We start from the raw sequence: 15,157 nt of genomic DNA on the forward strand, positions 1-15,157 counted from the left end.
CGATCCTCAGACCTCGGTCTCGAGGATCGACTCAGCACGGACGATGCGTCCCCCGGCCGGGCCGCGGGAAACGTAGGCTGAGGCCGTGGCCGTTCTCGCACTGGATACCTCCGCAGCCGTCGCCGTCGCGCTCGTCGACCCCGGCGGCGCCCGGCTCGCCGCGCGCTCGGCCGACGAGCGACGCCGGCACGCCGAGTCGCTGGCCCCGCTCGTCGACGCGGTGCTCGCCGACGCCGGCCTGGACCGCACGGACCTCACGGCCGTCGCGGTGGGCACCGGGCCCGCACCGTTCACCGGCCTGCGCGTGGGGCTCGTGACCGCGCGCACCCTGGCGCTCGCGCTCGGGATCGACGTGCTCGGCGTGCCGAGCGTGGACGCGGTCGCGGTGCAGGCGGTCGCCGACCTCGGGCTGACGCCGGGCGACGAGGTGCTCGTCGCGACCGACGCCCGCCGCAAGGAGGTCTACTGGGCCCACTACCGCGTCGTCGCGCACGAGGGCCCGCACGGGGTCCCCGTCGTCGAGACCCTGGCCGGTCCGGGAGTGGACAAGGCCGCCGACGTCGCCGCGCGGCTCGCGGACGCGCCCGCCGACGGCGGGCGCCTGGTCGTCGTGGGGGAGGGCGCCACCCTGTACCCGGAGCACCTGCCCGCCGACGAGGACGCCCCGCTCGTCCCGGACGCCGCGGTCCTGGCGCGCCTCGCGCTCGCCCGCCGCGCCGCCGGCGAGGAGCTGCCCACGGAGCCGCTGTACCTGCGCCGGCCCGACGTGCAGGAGCCGGCGCCGGCGCGCCTCGTCCCCGCTACCGGGAGCCCGGCATGACCATCGGGCAGCCGACCTCCGAGCAGCCGACCTCCGAGCAGCCGACCTCCGAGCAACCGACCACCGGGCCGGTCGCCGACGAGCCCGAGCGCCCCGCCCCGGACCTGCCGCGCACGGTGCAGCACGTGTACGAGCCGTCGTGCCGGCTGCGCCCGCTGGCCAGCACGGACTTCGACCGGGTGCTCCAGCTCGAGCGGGTGCTGTTCGGCGCCGGGGCGTGGACCTACGGGATGCTCGCCGACGAGCTGGCCGCGCTCGGGCGCTGGTACGTCGTGGCCGAGCCCGCCGGCCAGGACGCCGTCGCGGTGTACGGGATCGGCCCGAAGCCCGTCGTCGGGTACGCCGGTCTCTGGTTCGACGGCGACGTCGCGCAGATCATGACGATCGGCGTGGACCCCCACTACCAGCGGCACGGCGTGGGGCGCGCCCTGCTGGAGGCGCTCGTCGGGCGGGCGCGCAAGCTCAAGGCGGAGGCGGTCCTGCTCGAGGTGCGGGTCGACAACGAGCCCGCACTCGCGCTGTACGAACGGCACGGCTTCGAGCGGATCGGGCTGCGCAAGCGGTACTACCAGCCCGAGGACAAGGACGCCTTCACGATGCGGCTCGACCTGCGCGACGATCACGCGCGACCAGGGACGACGTCGTGACCCGCGAGGACTCGCCGCGCTCGCGGGTGCTGGTGACGGTCGCGGAGCTCGCGGCGGACCTGCGGCTGAGTGCCGGGCCGGACCCGGCCGACGGCGCGCCCGTGCTGCTCGACGTCCGCTGGGCGCTCGGCATGACCGACGGCCGGGAGCGCTACCTCGGGGGGCACCTGCCCGACGCCGTGTACGTGGACCTGGAGTCCGAGCTGGCCGCGGAGCCGTCGGCGGAGGAGGGCCGCCACCCGCTGCCCTCGGCGTCCTCGTTCCAGCGCAGCGCGCGGGCCTGGGGGCTGCGGAGCTCCTCACGTGTCGTCGTGTACGACACGGTGGGCGGCACGTCCGCGGCGCGGGCCTGGTGGCTGCTGCGCTACTTCGGCGTCGACGACGTGCGCATCCTCGACGGCGGCCTGCCCGCCTGGGTCCGGGCGGGCTACGCGCTGGAGAGCGGTGAGGTCGTCCACGCGCCGGGCGACCTGGTGGCCCGTCCGGGACACCTGCCCGTGCTGGACGCCGACGACGCGGCGGACCTGGCCGAGACCGGCACCCTGCTCGACGCGCGGGCCGCCGAGCGGTACCGGGGCGAGAGCGAGCCCGTGGACCCGCGCGCGGGCCACGTGCCCGGTGCCGTGAGCGCCCCGACCACGGAGAACCTGCGCGAGGACGGCACGTTCCTCGACGAGGAGTCGCTCCAGGGCCGGTTCGCCGACCTGGGCCTGAGCGCGCCCGCCGACGCGCCGGAGGAAGCGGACGACGACGAGGTGCTCGCCGTCGGCGTCTACTGCGGGTCGGGTGTCACGGCGTCGCACGAGATCGCCGCGCTGGCGTGCGCGGGCATCCCTGCGGCCCTGTACCCGGGGTCATGGTCGCAGTGGTCGAACGACCCGTCGCGACCGGCGGACACAGGCGACCGGCCCTAGCGCGCCTCGTTCCCCTGGTGGTCCCCGGGAGTCGTGCTAGCGTCGCGTGTATACCGATCTGTATACACGGGAGGTCGATCGATGAGCACGCCCGAGACGATGCGCGCGGTACGGATGCACCGGCACGGGGGCCCGGAGGTCCTCCAGGTGGCGGAGGTCGCCGTCCCGGCGCCCGGGCCGGGGGAGGCGCTGGTGCGCGTGGCCGCGGTGGCGCTGAACAACACCGACCTGTGGACCCGGGAGGGGGCCTACGGCAGGCCGGGCGACCCGGCGGCGCTGTCCGGCTGGCGCGGCCCCGTCGACTTCCCACGGACCCAGGGCGCGGACGTCGCGGGGCAGGTCGTGGCCGTCGGCGCCGGCGCGGACGCGGGCCTCGTCGGGCTCCGGGTCGTGATCGACCCGGCGAGCTACGACGGCGACGGTCCGGACGCCCACCCGGTGGGCCTCATGGGCAGCGAGCGGGACGGCGGGTACGCCGGGTACGTGACGGCGCCCGCCGACCAGGTGCACGACATGACGGGGTCGCCCCTCACGGACGACCAGCTCGCGACCCTGCCCACCGCCTACGGCACCGCGCTCGGCATGATCGAGCGGGGCGGCCTGCGGGAGGGCGAGACCGCCCTGGTCTCGGGGGCGTCGGGCGGGGTCGGCCTGGCGCTCGTCCAGCTCGCCCGCGCCCGCGGGGGGCGCGTGCTGGCGATCTCCAGCGGCGACAAGATCGCCGCCGTGCGCGACGCCGGCGCCGACGTCGTCGTGGACCGGGCGCACGACGTCGTCGAACAGGTCCGGTCCACGGCCCCGGACGGCGTCGACGTCGTGCTCGACGTGGTCGCCGGCGACCTGCTGGGCGACGGGCTGCCGCTGCTGCGCGAGGGTGGGAGGTGGGTCGTCGCCGGGGCGCTCGGCGGGCACGAGGTGGCCTTCGACGTCCGTCGCCTGTACCTCCACAACGCGCAGGTCGTCGGCTCGTCGATGCACACGCGCGCGCACTTCGGCCTGCTGATGGACCTGGCCCGCCGCGGCGAGATCGAGCCCGTGGTCGCGGCGACGTTCCCGCTGGAGGACGCGGCCCGGGCGCAGGAGGAGCTCGCCCGCCGGGCGCACGTCGGGAAGCTCGTGCTGCGGCCCTAGGCGGCGACCGGCCCAGGCGCCGACGCCGGGGACGACGACGGCCCGGCCCTCTCGGGGGACCGGGCCGTGCCTGCGTCGTGGAGGCGCGGGTCAGAGGACCTGCGCGACCTCGTCGAAGGACAGGCGCGGGCCGCGCGGGTAGGGCGAGCCCTCGCCCTCGGCGTGGCCGACGTTGACGACGAGGAACGACTTCCAGCCGGACTCGGCGAAGAACTCGGCGTCGACGCCGTCGAAGTCCATGCCGTTCATCGGGCCTGCGGCGAGGCCGGCGGCCCGCAGGCCCACGATGAGGTACCCGGCCTGGATGAGGGCGTTGTTGCGGGCCATCTGCTCGCGGACCTCCGCGGCGGGCTCCAGCTGCTCCTTCATGCCCGGGTAGGCGGGGAAGAGGGTGTCGAGGTGCTGGTGGAAGGCCGGGTCCGCGGCCAGCACCAGGGAGACCGGCGCGCCGGCGACGCGGTCCTTGTTGCCGTCGCCCATGTGGGCCACGAGGCGCTCGCGCGCGTCGCCCGAGCGCAGCACCAGCACGCGCAGGGGGAGGGTGTTCATCGCGGTGGGCCCGAACTTCGCCAGGTCCCAGGCGGAGGTGAGCTGCTCGTCGGTGACGGGCTCGTCGGTCCACAGGGAGGTGGTGCGGGCGGAGCGGAACAGGAGGTCCGCCACCTCGTCGCCGACGGCGAGAGACGTGGACGGGTGCGTGAGGGTCTCGGTCATGGTTGCCGTAACAGATCGATGCAGACGCATGATTCCGGGTGCGGCCGTGACGTGCCCCACAGCAGGCCAGGTCACAGCGCCGCGAGGGGGTCGAAGTCGAACCCGTCGGCACGCGCGAGGTACAGCCTCTGCTCCGCGTGGTTGCCGCGGAACCGGACCAGGCCGCGCGGCCCCTCGTACGTGAGCCCGTCGACGGAGCGGTCGGTCGCGGCGACGACGGCGCTGCCCGCCCGCTCGACGATCGACCGCAGCGCGAGGATCCCCTCGTAGCAGGCCTCGGCGGCCGCACCGATCGCGGGCGCGTGCAGCCCGTGGTGCGCCGTGTAGCGGCCCACCAGGTCGAGCGCCTCCCCGGTCGCGAGGCTGCGGAACCAGCCGCCGGCCGAGTACAGGTTCGCCGTCGCGCCGGCCCCGCTGCCCATGAGCATGTTCTCCTCCATGAGCGTGCTGAGCCGCACGACCCGCTCGTGCAGGCCCCGCCGCGCGAACAGGCGGTTGAACCGCACCCCGTTCTGCCCGACCATCAGCAGCAGCACCCCCTCGGCGCCCGAGCGCGCCACGTCGTCGAGCGTGGCCGCGAGCTGCGCGTCGCTCGCCCCCTGCTCCGGCAGGAAGCGCGCGCCCGCGAACCCGGCGCCGAGCGCGGCCAGCTGCGGCGCCAGCGCCGCGTACGTGCCGCGGGGCCAGGCGTAGTCGTCCCCGACGACGAACCACCGGCGCGTGCCCGCCTCGGCCCGCAGCCGCTCGATCGCGGGGAAGAGCTGCGCCGACGGCACCTCCCCGGTGACGTAGAGACCCGGGCGGGTCTCGGCGCCCTCGTACGCCGCGGGGTACACGTACGGCACGCGGCGCTGCACGAGCGGCACGACGGCGCGCCGCACCGCCGACGTGTGCCACCCGGTGAGCGCGTGCAGGCGCCCGGCGTCGAGCGCGGCCCCGAGGCGCCGACGGAGCCGGTCGACCGGCTGGCCGGCGTCGAGCAGCTCGGCGCGCACCGGGCGCCCGAGGATGCCGCCCGCGGCGTTGAGCTCGGCGACCGCGAGCTCCGTGACGGCCTGGCACGAGGGGCCGTAGATCCCGCCCGGCCCCTGGAAGTGCAGCAGGACGCCGACGACGAAGTCCGACATGACGTCCCGTCCGCGCGAGGGGCCCTGGTCCGGGCCCGGGCCCCGGCCTGTGATGGCCGGTAGTGTACGAGCGCGAGGGAAGGCGGGTCAGCATGCGGACGTCGACGCGGTCGGAGAGCCCCACGGCGGGCCCGGACGTGGGTGCGTCCGGGGCGACGGCCGCCGCCGCGCTGCGGGGCTCCGTGGTGGCCGGGCGGCGCGCCGCGCGACGCGCGGCCGAGGCCGTCGCGCCCGCCGGCTGCACCGTCGACGAGTGGCTCGTGCTGGACGCGCTGCGGCGGCGGCCGGGCGCCATGATGTCCGAGCTGCGCGCCGCGACGGTCACGGACAAGGCGACTCTCGGCCGTCGCGTGGACGCGCTCGTCACCCGCGCGCTGGTGTACCGCGAGGTGGACGCCTTTGACCGTCGCGTGGTCCGCGTCCACCTGTCGTCCCGGGGGCGGGACGTGCTGTCAGACCTCGACGCGCGGCTGGCGGAGGCGGAGCAGGGCGACCAGCCAGGCGACCAGTAGCACCCCGGCGAGCACCAGGCCGTAGGGCTCGAGGCCGACCGACGCTCCCGGCACCTCGGCCAGGGCGGGGACGTGCTCGGCGGCCACCTGCAGCAGGGTCACCCCGCCGATGCCCACCGCGGCCGCGGCGGAGACGCCGGTGACCAGCACGTCGTAGCGCAGGCGGCCCCGCTCCGCGCCGACGCCCGCCTGGGCGTACGCGCGCCGGGCGGCCGAGCCCTGCAGGGAGTCGAGCAGCGACATCCCGGCGGCGAACAGCACCGCCAGCGGCAGCGGCGCGTACCACGGCACCTGGCCCATGGCGGTCGAGGCCGTCATCGCGAGCAGGCCGATCTCCGTGGCGGTGTCGAAGCCGAGCCCGAACACGAGCCCCACGCCGTACATGCGCCCCGGCCTGTCGGTGGCCCACGCGAACCGGCGCAGCGCCCACGAGACCGGGCCGCCGGCGGCGTCGAGGTCGTGGTGGTGGCCGTCGCCCGCCGCGCGCCGGCCGGCACGCAGGGCACGGCGGAGCAGCAGCACGTTCACCACGGCGATCGTCAGCAGGAAGGTGCCCGACACGACAGGGCCCCACACGCCGGTGAACCGGCGCCAGGGCGACGACTCGTCCTCGAGCGCGGGCGCCAGCGCCTGCACACCGACGGCGAGCAGGAGCGCGGCGCCCACGACCACCGTCGAGTGGCCGAGCGAGAACCACAGGCCCACCCCGCGCGCGTCGCGGCCCTCGCGCACGAGCCGCCGCGTCGTGTTGTCGATCGTGGCGATGTGGTCGGCGTCGAACGCGTGCCGCAGGCCGAACCCGTACGCCGTGAGGGCCATGACGAGGGTGATTGCGCCGGATCCGCCGTCCAGGGCGAGGGTGGCGGCGAGGCCGCCGATCCCGACGACGTGCAGGGCGGCGACGACGAGGGCGGTGCGGGTCATGCGGGCTCCAGACGGACGAGGGGCGGCGCGGGCGGCGCCGCGACGGGGCGGGCCGGTACGGGATGAGACCGGTGCAACGGGCTGAGATGAGCGGTGGGCCCGAGCCAGCGGGTCAGGGTGCCGCCGCGTTCCAGGCGCAGCGTCACCGCGCCGTCGGGGCTGATCGCGGCGGGGTCGTCGGCGGGGTCGTCGTCAGGCGTGCCCCGGAGGTCGGTCACGGTGTCGACCACGCGCGCCCCGCCCAGGACCCCCGGCACGGGGCGGTCGCCGGCGGCGACGACCTCCTCGACGAGCAGCGGCCCGTCGTCGTCGTGCGCGCGGGACCGCAGCACGACGCGGCCGCCGCGCTCGCCGTCGCGCCCCAGCACGACGGTCTCGCGCAGCCGCAGCCGCGCGCCCGGGCCGAGCACCGCGTCCGTCGACCGGGTCACGTCCGCGCCCGTGGACACGACGAACGGCAGGCCTTCCCAGTCGAGCCGCGCGCCGGCCCCGAGCCGCACCTCGGCGTCCCAGCGGCACGGCACGCCCTCGCCGTCGTACGCGACCGTGCCGCCGACGTCGGTGAGGGTGAGTGCGCAGCCGTCGGCGACGCGCACCTGCACGGTGACGTGGTCGCCGCCGAGCAGCACCGCGCCGGTCGCGACGAGCGCCACCTCCGCGTGCGCGGCCCCGCGCGCGACGGTCCGCGCCGCGAGCAGCCCGTCCCGGGTGCGCACGCGCACGGGGGCGCCCGGCACGGTGCCCGGCTCGACCTCGACGAGCGTGCGGCGGACCTCAGTGCGCGGGGGTGTGCGCATGCTCGTGCCCGTGCGACCGGTCGCCGTCCGCGTGGCTGTGCAGGACGCCCCCGCCCTCCTCGTCGGCGTGGAAGTGCGGCGCCATCGGGCCGGGGTCCTGCGCCACGTGCGCGCCGGCGCGGAACAGGTCGAGCACGCCGAGGAGCCACGTCCGCAGCTCCGCGACGGACGCCGGGTCCGTGCGCGACAGGGCGACGACGTCCCGGCTGTCGCGGGCGGCCGACGCGTCGGCGACCATCTGCCCGACGTCCACCCCGACGTGCGGCGCGAGGTCGGTCTTGTTGACCACGAGGAGGTCGGCGCGGCCGATGCCGGGCCCGCCCTTGCGCGCGACGTCGCCCCCGCCCGCGACGTCGAGCACGAAGATCTGCGCGTCGACGAGGGCGGGGGAGAACGTGGCGGTGAGGTTGTCGCCGCCGGACTCGATGATCACGAGGTCGAGGGGCGCGAAGTCGCGCTCGAGGTCCTCGGCCGCGAGCAGGTTGGCGGTGACGTCGTCGCGGATGGCGGTGTGCGGGCAGGCGCCGGTCTCGACGGCGCGGATGCGCTCAGGGTCCAGGACGCCGGCGGACCGCAGGAAGCGCGCGTCCTCGTCGGTGTAGATGTCGTTGGTGATGACGCCGATCGCGAGCTCGTCGGACAGCGCCCGGCACACGGTCGCGATCAGGGAGGACTTGCCGACGCCGACGGGGCCGGCGACGCCCAGGCGCAGGGCGCGGGCGGGGAGCGACGGGTTCGCGGGCGTGGCGGGGGGAGTGGATTCAGGCACGGAACAACCTCTGGGTCGTGACGGCGTGGGCCTCGGCCCAGCCCTCGGTCAACGGGGCACCGGAGGACGGGATGTCCTCCGGGGTGGCGCACGCCGCGACGCGGAGCACGTGCTCCTCGGCGGCGGTGCACGCGTCGAGGACCCACCGCGCCGGGGCGAGGGGGTCCAGCGGCTCGAGCTTGAGCAGGGCCGACGCCGCCGCCTGGGCGTCGTCGTAGACGGTCAGCCGGACGACGTCCGCCGGGGGGACGCCGGCCGCCGCACAGATCGCGCCGAGCACGACGGCGCGCGGCGGCGCGCCGGTGCCGCGCGGGTGCCCCGTGCTCTCCCGGCGGCTCGCCGCGTCGTGCCGGGCGAGGACGTGCACGGCCGCGCTGCCCGGCCACAGGGTGCGTGCGACCCGCAGGTACCCGCGGCCCAGCAGGCGCGACGCGTCCCGCAGCGCGGGGGAGGGCGTCCGCGCCGCCCAGGCGCGCACGACGGCGTCGACCCGGTCGTCCGGCGCGTCGACCGTCCCGGCGGCGGGCCCGGCGTCGGCCAGCAGCCGGGCGGTGACCACCGCCGTGCCGGCCTCCACCAGGCTGACCGTCGTCGCCCGACCGACCATCCACGCCGGCACGTCGGCCGGCGGCATGCCGCCGCGCAGCGCGGGCTCGAGGCTCGCGGAGTGGGCGTGCCCGCCGCCGGGCAGGCGGGCGTCCGCGAGCAGCATCGCGACCGTGGCGGGGTGCGGGGACAGGGACGTCATGGGCGGCCTAGAACATCGAGTAGAGCTGGGCGAGCGGCAGGCGCACCGCGGGTGCGGGCTCGACCAGGTCGCCGTCGACGCGGATCTCGAAGGTGTCGGGGCGGATGTCGATGTCCGGCAGCGCGTCGTTGTTGCGCATGTCCGCCTTGGTGACGCCGCGCGTGGGTGCGACGGGGGCGAGCTGCCGGCGCAGGCCCAGGCGCCCGGCCAGGCCGTCCTCGATCGCGGCCGGCGCGACGAACGCGAGCGAGGTGTCGGCGCCGACGGCGTCGCCGAACGCGGGACGCATGAGCACCGGCTGCGGCGTGGGGATGGACGCGTTCGGGTCGCCCAGCGCCGCCCACGCGATCACCCCGCCCTTGATCACGAGCTCGGGCCGGACCCCGAAGAACCGGGGGTCCCACAGCACGAGGTCGGCCAGCTTGCCCGGCTCCACGGAGCCGATGTGGGCGTCGACGCCGTGCGCGACCGCCGGGTTGATCGTGTACTTCGCGACGTACCGGCGGGCGCGCTCGTTGTCCGCCGGCTCCGCGCCCGACAGCGGCCCGCGCCGGTGCTTCATCACGTGCGCCACCTGCCAGGTGCGGGTGATCACCTCGCCGATGCGGCCCATCGCCTGGGCGTCGGAGGAGGTGATGGAGATGGCCCCGAGGTCGTGCAGCACGTCCTCGGCGGCGATGGTCGACGCCCGGATCCGCGACTCGGCGAACGCCAGGTCCTCGGGGACGGCGGGGTTGAGGTGGTGGCAGACCATGAGCATGTCGAGGTGCTCCGCCACGGTGTTCACCGTGTGGGGCAGGGTCGGGTTGGTCGACCCCGGCAGCACGTGCGGCAGGCTCGCGATGGTGAGGATGTCGGGGGCGTGCCCGCCGCCCGCGCCCTCGACGTGGTACGCGTGGATCCCCCGGCCGCCGATCGCGTCGATCGTGGACTGGACGAACCCGGCCTCGTTGAGCGAGTCGGAGTGCAGCGCCACCTGGAGGCCCCACTCGTCGGCGGCCCGCAGCGCCGCGTCGAGGGCGGCGGGCGTGGAGCCCCAGTCCTCGTGCACCTTGTACCCGGCCGCTCCGGCGAGGGCCTGCTCCGCGAGGGCCTCCTCGCCCACGGTGTTGCCCTTGCCGAGCAGCAGCACGTTGAGCGGCAGGTGGTCCAGCGCGCGCAGCACGGACCGCAGGTGCCAGGCGCCGGGCGTCACCGTGGTGGCCTTCGAGCCCTCGGACGGGCCCGTGCCGCCCCCGGCGACGGTCGTGATGCCGGTGGCCAGCGCCTCGTGCAGCGCCGACGGCGACAGCAGGTGCACGTGCGGGTCGAAGCCGCCGGCGGTGAGGATCCGGCCCTCGCCCGAGATCACGTCGGTCGACGGCCCGATGACGAGGTCCGGGTGCACGCCGTCGGCCACGTCCGGGTTGCCCGCACGGCCGACCGCGACGACCCGCCCGTCGCGCAGCCCGACGTCCGCCCGGACCACGCCCCACCAGTCCAGGACGACGACGCCGGTGATCACGGTGTCCAGGGCCCCGGCGGCACGGCTCCGCGTCGACTGCGCCATCGACTCCCGGATGGACTTGCCGCCGCCGAACACGGCCTCCTCGCCGCCGACCGTGCGGTCCTCGGTGACCTCGATCCACAGGTCGGTGTCGCCGAGGCGCAGCTGGTCGCCGACGGTCGGCCCGTACAGGGCCGCGTAGCGCTCCCGGTCGATCCAGACCATCAGTCCTCCTGCTCGTCGTGCGGCGCCGTGGCCTCCGGGGACGGGACGGCGCCGAGCGCGCCGCCGTCGGTCTTGCCCCGGCGGATGCCCGGCACGCGCCGCGCGCCGCGGATCGTCACGGCGTCGACCTCGCGGCTCACCCCCGGCTCGAACCGCTGCGACGTGCCGGACGGGACGTCGAGCCGGAAGCCGTGCGCGGCGGCGCGGTCGAAGCGGAGCGCGTCGTTGGCGTCGGGCAGGTGCACGTGCGAGCCCACCTGCACCGGCCGGTCGCCGGTGTTCTCCACGACGAGGCGCAGCCGCTCGTGCGCCGGGCGCACGTTGAGCTCGAGGCGCCCGGGGGCGACGCGGGTCGCGCCGGGGCCGGTGGCGACGTGTGCGGTCACGGGACCTCCTGGGTCGGGGTCGGGTCGAGGCGGCCGGCGGGTGCCGGGGTCACGGGATGGGATGGTGCAGGGTCACGAGCTTGCGGCCGTCGGGGAAGGTGGCCTCGACCTGCACGTCGACGAGCATCTCGGGCACGCCGTCCATCACCTGCTCGCGGCCCAGCACCTCGCGGCCGTCCTGCATGAGGGTCGGCACGTCGGCGCCGTCGCGGGCCCGCTCGATCACCCAGCACGACAGCAGGGCGACCGACTCGGGGTGGTTGAGCCGCACGCCGCGCGCGAGGCGGTCGCGCGCGACCATGCCCGCCACGGCGAGCAGCAGCTTCTCGGTGTCGGCGGGGGTCAGGTGCACGCGTCCTCCTCGGTGCGCACGGGCGTGCGGCTCACAGCGCCATCGCCTCGCGGGCGCCGGCGAGTGCGTCGGCGCCGCCGCCCGAGCCCCGGTGGGTCACCCGCCCGGAGGCGAGCACGGCGTACCCGGCGGCGTGCTCGACGGCGTAGCCGAGGTGCTGCTCCACCAGCAGCGCGGACAGCCCGCCCGCCGCCGTCAGCGACGTGATCGCCGCGTAGATCTCGCTCACGACGTTCGGCTGGATGCCCTCGGCGGGCTCGTCGAGCACCAGCAGCTGCGGGCCGGTGACGAGTGCCCGGGCGATGGCGAGCTGCTGGCGCTGGCCGCCCGACAGGAGCCCCGCCTGGCGGCCGAGCAGCTCGCGCAGCGCGGGGAACAGGTCGAGCGCGTCGTCGGTGCGGCGACGGCCGGCGGCGCCGTGGGCGTCGGCGACCACCTGCAGGTTCTCCCGAGCGGTGAGCTGGCCGAAGGACTGCTGGCCCTGCGGCACGTACGCGATCCCGGCGCGCACGCGCCGGTGGGTCGGCCAGCGCGTGACGTCGTCTCCGGCCAGGCGCACGGACCCGGCCCGCGCGGGCAGCAGCCCGAGCACCGCCTTGAGGAGCGTCGTCTTGCCCGCCCCGTTGTGGCCGAGGACGGCGGTCAGCGTGCCGTCCGCGACGTCGAGGTCCACGTCGTGCACGACGGCCGTGCGGCCGTACCCCGTGCTCAGGCCGGTCAGCTCGAGCATCATGCGGGTCCCTCCGTCGTGGTGGCTCGTTCGCCCGCCGGGGCGCCGAGATAGACCTCGACGACCGCCGGGTCCTGCTGGACCTCGGCGACCGTCCCCTCGGCGAGGACGGCGCCCTGGTGCATGACCGTCACCGAGTTTGCGTAGGAGCGCAGGAACTCCATGTCGTGCTCCACCACCACGACGACGCGCTGGGAGCCCACCCGGCGCAGCAGCTCGCCGGTCTCCTCGCGCTCCGCCTGGGTCATGCCCGCGACGGGCTCGTCGAGCAGCAGCAGGTGCGCGTCCTGCACCAGCAGCATCCCGATCTCGAGCCACTGCTTCTGGCCGTGCGCCAGGACGCCCGCGGGCACGTCGCGCAGCGCGGCGAGGCCGACGGTCTCCATCGCCTGCTCGACCGCCTCCGGGACGCCCCGTCGCCGACGGAGCATCGTCGTCGGCCGGCGGCGCGCGCCGGCGGCGATATCGAGGTTCTGCAGCACGGTGAGCTGCTCGAACACGCTCGCCGTCTGGAACGTGCGGCCGACGCCCGCCCGGGCGACACGGTGCGTGGCCCGCCCCAGCAGCTCCGTCCCGCCGAACCGGGCCGAGCCGCCGGCCGCCCGCACGAGGCCGGTGACGGCGTCGATGAGCGTCGTCTTGCCCGCGCCGTTGGGGCCGATGAGGAACCGGAGGTCCCCCTGGGCGACGGTGAGGTCGACGTCGCGGACGGCGACGAAGCCGCCGAACTCCACCCGCAGGCCGCGCACCTCGAGGTAGTCGTGGCGGAACCGGGCGGTGTCGTCCCCCAGCAGCGCCTCCGCGGCGGCGAGGTCGATCTCGGTCTGCTCGCTCATGCACGGCTCCCTTCGGGCAGGAGGTCGGGGGACGGGGCGTCGCCCGGGGCGGCGGGGGCCTCCGGCTCCGCCTCACGGCCGGCGCGACGCCGGCGACGCAGCATCGGCACGACCGACGCCAGGCCGCCGGGCAGGAAGGCGACGACCAGCACGAACAGCGCCCCCTGGAGGTAGATCCAGCCGGAGGGGAACTGCTCGGACAGCGAGGTCTGCGCCCAGCTCACGGCGACGGAGCCGAGGACGGGGCCGAGCAGGGTCGCCCGGCCGCCGATGGCCACGCCGACGAGGAAGCCGATGGACGGCACGACGCCGACGTCGGCGGGGGAGACGATCCCGACGACGGGCACGAACAGCGCCCCGCCGACGGCGGCCATCACGGCCGCGACCACGTAGACGACGGTCTTCACGGCCGCCGGGTCGTAGCCGAGGAACCGGACGCGGTCCTCCTGGTCGCGGACGGCGACGAGGACCTCGCCGAAGCGCGACACCATGAGCTGGCGGGCGCCCACGACCATCACGAGCAGCACCCCCGCGGCGATCAGGTAGAGCATCCGCTGGTTGACCGGGTCGGCGAGGTCGTAGCCGAAGAACGACCGGAACCCGTTGAGCCCGTTGGTACCGCCCGTCGTCTGCTGCTGGCCGATCAACAGGATGGCGAACGCGGCGGCGAGGGCCTGCGACAGGATCGCGAAGTACGCGCCCCGCACCCGCCGCGTGAAGACGGCCCAGCCGAGGGCGGCGGCGAGCGCGGCGGGCACGAGCACGACCAGGGCGAGGGCGACGGCCGGCGAGCGCAGGGGCTCCCACCAGCCGGGCACCTCGCCGGTGCCGTAGAGCAGCATGAAGTCGGGCACGCCGCCCGGGCCGGCGTCGGCGAGCTTGAGGTGCATCGCCATGACGTAGGCGCCCAGGCCGAAGTACACGCCCTGGCCGAGGGTGAGCAGGCCGCCGCGGCCCCAGGCGAGGCCGATGCCGACGGCGACCATGGCCAGGCACAGGAACTTGCCGAGCAGGCCGAGCCGGAACGGGCTGAGCAGCACCGGCGCGACGGCGAGGAGCAGGACGGCCGCGAGGCCGAACCCGGCCGTGGCGCGCGCCCGGCCCGGGCGGACGAGGGCGGACAGTCGTGCGGTGCGGGTGCTCGTGCTGCCGGTCATGCGAGGCTCCTCGTCCGGACCGAGACCAGGCCCTGGGGTCGTACCTGCAGGAAGGCGACGATGACGACGAACACGAGGACCTTCGCGACGGACGCCGTGGTGGAGTACTCGAAGAACGCCTGCAGCAGGCCGAGCGCCGTCGCCGCGATCACGGTGCCCTTGATCTGCCCGATGCCGCCCGCGACGACGACGAGGAACGCGTCGACGATGTAGCCCGTGCCGAGCGTCGGGCCGACCGAGCCGAGCAGGGTCAGCGCGACGCCGGCGATCCCGGCGAGGCCGGAGCCGACGAAGAACGTCAGCCGGTCGGTGGCCCGCGACGAGATGCCGGACGCCTCCGCCAGGTCGCGGTGCTGCACCACGGCCCGGATGCGGCGTCCCAGCGGGGTGGCCTTCATGACGACGGCCAGCGCGACCAGGCACACGACGGCCAGCGCGAGGATGAACAGCCGGGTCCTGGGCAGCGCGAGCCCGCCGACCGTGACCGCGCCCGACAGCCAGCCGGGCGCGGCCACGTCCACGTTGGGGGCGCCGAACACGTCGCGCGCCACCTGCTGCAGCAGCAGCGCGACGCCCCAGGTGACGAGCAGCGTGTCGAGCGGCCGCCGGTACATGCGGTGGATGAGCGTGGCCTCGAGCAGCAGCCCGAGCGCCCCGCCGACGAGGAACCCGAGCGGCAGCGACACGAGCAGGCTCGCGCCGGGGTCGCCGAGCAGCCCCTGGATCACGAACGCCGTGTAGGCGCCCGCCATCATGAACTCGCCGTGGGCCATGTTGATCACGCCCATCTGACCGAAGGTCAGGGCGAGGCCCAGGGCCGCGAGCAGCAGCACCGAGCCGAGGCTCAGGCCCGCGAAGAGCTGGGAGAGGAGGGTGTCCATG

Annotated in this window: 18 protein-coding genes; 5 read left to right on the forward strand and 13 right to left on the reverse strand. The window is 76.0% G+C overall.

The features are described from left to right. Positions 1 to 85 precede the first annotated feature (85 nt). From tsaB to ACFCZN_RS13915, 4 genes are all read left to right on the forward strand, one after another. Entirely contained in the window at positions 86 to 820 is a 735-nt protein-coding gene (gene tsaB / locus ACFCZN_RS13900) for a tRNA (adenosine(37)-N6)-threonylcarbamoyltransferase complex dimerization subunit type 1 TsaB (RefSeq protein ID WP_430547455.1), read from the forward strand. Further along, positions 817 to 1,467 (forward strand): ribosomal protein S18-alanine N-acetyltransferase, encoded by a 651-nt coding sequence (rimI, locus tag ACFCZN_RS13905; protein ID WP_430557134.1) that lies wholly within the window; start codon positions 817 to 819, stop codon positions 1,465 to 1,467. The genes tsaB and rimI overlap by 4 nt, the downstream gene beginning before the upstream one ends. Then, positions 1,464 to 2,381: a sulfurtransferase gene (locus tag ACFCZN_RS13910; RefSeq protein ID WP_429764710.1), complete on the forward strand. Its 918-nt coding sequence runs from the start codon at positions 1,464 to 1,466 to the stop codon at positions 2,379 to 2,381. The genes rimI and ACFCZN_RS13910 overlap by 4 nt, the downstream gene beginning before the upstream one ends. 81 nt (positions 2,382 to 2,462) lie before the next feature. Continuing rightward, the gene (locus ACFCZN_RS13915) at positions 2,463 to 3,512 is read left to right on the forward strand and encodes a zinc-binding dehydrogenase (RefSeq protein ID WP_430557135.1); all 1,050 of its coding nucleotides are present in this window, start codon (positions 2,463 to 2,465) and stop codon (positions 3,510 to 3,512) included. 90 nt (positions 3,513 to 3,602) lie between these two features. Here ACFCZN_RS13915 and ACFCZN_RS13920 read toward each other — a convergent pair whose 3' ends face one another. Together ACFCZN_RS13920 and ACFCZN_RS13925 are read right to left on the reverse strand one after the other, a co-directional pair. After that, entirely contained in the window at positions 3,603 to 4,226 is a 624-nt protein-coding gene (locus ACFCZN_RS13920; RefSeq protein ID WP_429764707.1) for a malonic semialdehyde reductase, read from the reverse strand. A gap of 71 nt (positions 4,227 to 4,297) precedes the next feature. Continuing rightward, positions 4,298 to 5,353 (reverse strand): substrate-binding domain-containing protein, encoded by a 1,056-nt coding sequence (locus ACFCZN_RS13925; RefSeq protein ID WP_429764705.1) that lies wholly within the window; start codon positions 5,351 to 5,353, stop codon positions 4,298 to 4,300. A 92-nt stretch (positions 5,354 to 5,445) separates the two neighbouring features. Between ACFCZN_RS13925 and ACFCZN_RS13930 the strand changes: the two genes are divergently transcribed. Then, positions 5,446 to 5,865: a MarR family transcriptional regulator gene (locus ACFCZN_RS13930; RefSeq protein ID WP_429764703.1), complete on the forward strand. Its 420-nt coding sequence runs from the start codon at positions 5,446 to 5,448 to the stop codon at positions 5,863 to 5,865. Here the strand turns inward: ACFCZN_RS13930 and ACFCZN_RS13935 are convergent. The 11 genes from ACFCZN_RS13935 to urtB are packed head-to-tail and all read right to left on the reverse strand — an operon-like array spanning position 5,806 to position 15,156. Then, the gene (locus ACFCZN_RS13935; protein ID WP_429764702.1) at positions 5,806 to 6,789 is read right to left on the reverse strand and encodes a HoxN/HupN/NixA family nickel/cobalt transporter; all 984 of its coding nucleotides are present in this window, start codon (positions 6,787 to 6,789) and stop codon (positions 5,806 to 5,808) included. The two genes, ACFCZN_RS13930 and ACFCZN_RS13935, sit on opposite strands and share 60 nt — an antisense overlap. Then, a complete protein-coding gene (locus tag ACFCZN_RS13940) occupies positions 6,786 to 7,586 on the reverse strand; it encodes an urease accessory protein UreD (protein WP_430557136.1) in 801 nt (266 codons plus the stop codon). Before ACFCZN_RS13940 ends, ACFCZN_RS13935 begins: the two co-directional genes overlap by 4 nt. Beyond that, entirely contained in the window at positions 7,564 to 8,355 is a 792-nt protein-coding gene (gene ureG / locus ACFCZN_RS13945; protein WP_430557137.1) for an urease accessory protein UreG, read from the reverse strand. The genes ACFCZN_RS13940 and ureG overlap by 23 nt, the downstream gene beginning before the upstream one ends. Further along, a complete protein-coding gene (locus ACFCZN_RS13950) occupies positions 8,348 to 9,103 on the reverse strand; it encodes an urease accessory protein UreF (protein ID WP_430557138.1) in 756 nt (251 codons plus the stop codon). Before ACFCZN_RS13950 ends, ureG begins: the two co-directional genes overlap by 8 nt. A gap of 7 nt (positions 9,104 to 9,110) precedes the next feature. Continuing rightward, positions 9,111 to 10,814, reverse strand: a complete 1,704-nt coding sequence (locus ACFCZN_RS13955) for an urease subunit alpha (protein WP_430557139.1) — start codon at positions 10,812 to 10,814, stop codon at positions 9,111 to 9,113. Continuing rightward, positions 10,814 to 11,200: an urease subunit beta gene (gene ureB / locus ACFCZN_RS13960; RefSeq protein ID WP_429764695.1), complete on the reverse strand. Its 387-nt coding sequence runs from the start codon at positions 11,198 to 11,200 to the stop codon at positions 10,814 to 10,816. Before ureB ends, ACFCZN_RS13955 begins: the two co-directional genes overlap by 1 nt. Before the next feature lie 49 nt (positions 11,201 to 11,249). Further along, entirely contained in the window at positions 11,250 to 11,552 is a 303-nt protein-coding gene (locus ACFCZN_RS13965) for an urease subunit gamma (protein WP_429727897.1), read from the reverse strand. A 31-nt stretch (positions 11,553 to 11,583) separates the two neighbouring features. Next, on the reverse strand, positions 11,584 to 12,285 hold the full coding sequence (locus ACFCZN_RS13970; protein WP_430557140.1) for an ATP-binding cassette domain-containing protein: 702 nt from the start codon (positions 12,283 to 12,285) through the stop codon (positions 11,584 to 11,586). Then, positions 12,282 to 13,118, reverse strand: coding sequence for an urea ABC transporter ATP-binding protein UrtD (gene urtD / locus ACFCZN_RS13975; RefSeq protein ID WP_430557141.1), 837 nt, complete (start codon positions 13,116 to 13,118; stop codon positions 12,282 to 12,284). Before urtD ends, ACFCZN_RS13970 begins: the two co-directional genes overlap by 4 nt. Further along, positions 13,115 to 14,275, reverse strand: a complete 1,161-nt coding sequence (urtC, locus tag ACFCZN_RS13980; protein WP_430557142.1) for an urea ABC transporter permease subunit UrtC — start codon at positions 14,273 to 14,275, stop codon at positions 13,115 to 13,117. Before urtC ends, urtD begins: the two co-directional genes overlap by 4 nt. Further along, complete coding sequence (gene urtB, locus ACFCZN_RS13985; RefSeq protein WP_429764690.1) at positions 14,272 to 15,156, reverse strand: urea ABC transporter permease subunit UrtB; 885 nt, start codon at positions 15,154 to 15,156, stop codon at positions 14,272 to 14,274. The genes urtC and urtB overlap by 4 nt, the downstream gene beginning before the upstream one ends. Between the last annotated feature and the right edge of the window lies 1 nt (position 15,157).

Source organism: Isoptericola sp. NPDC056134, assembly GCF_042264825.1.
Classification (GTDB): Bacteria; Actinomycetota; Actinomycetes; order Actinomycetales; family Cellulomonadaceae; genus Isoptericola; species Isoptericola nanjingensis.